1 protein-coding gene is annotated in these 256 nt (G+C 50.8%); it reads right to left on the bottom strand.

What is annotated here, in order from left to right:
* On the bottom strand, positions 1 to 256 hold a 256-nt coding region (locus HFD99_RS25250), incomplete at both ends, for a condensation domain-containing protein (RefSeq protein ID WP_167441099.1).

Consider the following 256-nt stretch of genomic DNA (forward strand, 5'->3'; position numbering starts at 1 on the left):
TCAAGGCATATACATTTTCCAGTTCCCCGATGTCACGAGTCCGCTCTACTAACTGATCCAGCTCGGCCAAGGTTACAGGTTTAAGCATCACATCGCTTGGCGTCAGCTCCTGCTGTTTGCGACCCGCGCAATGTGCGATGATTTCCTGCAGGCTGGTTCTGAGCGCTTCGGCTAGCTGTTCCATCGTTTCCTTGCGATATTCCTGATGGCTGTAGCTGATCGTCAATTGCAATTGACCTTCTGAAATCAGTCCGTT

This window comes from Paenibacillus sp. EKM301P (genome assembly GCF_011800295.1).
Classification (GTDB): Bacteria; Bacillota; Bacilli; order Paenibacillales; family Paenibacillaceae; genus Paenibacillus; species Paenibacillus polymyxa.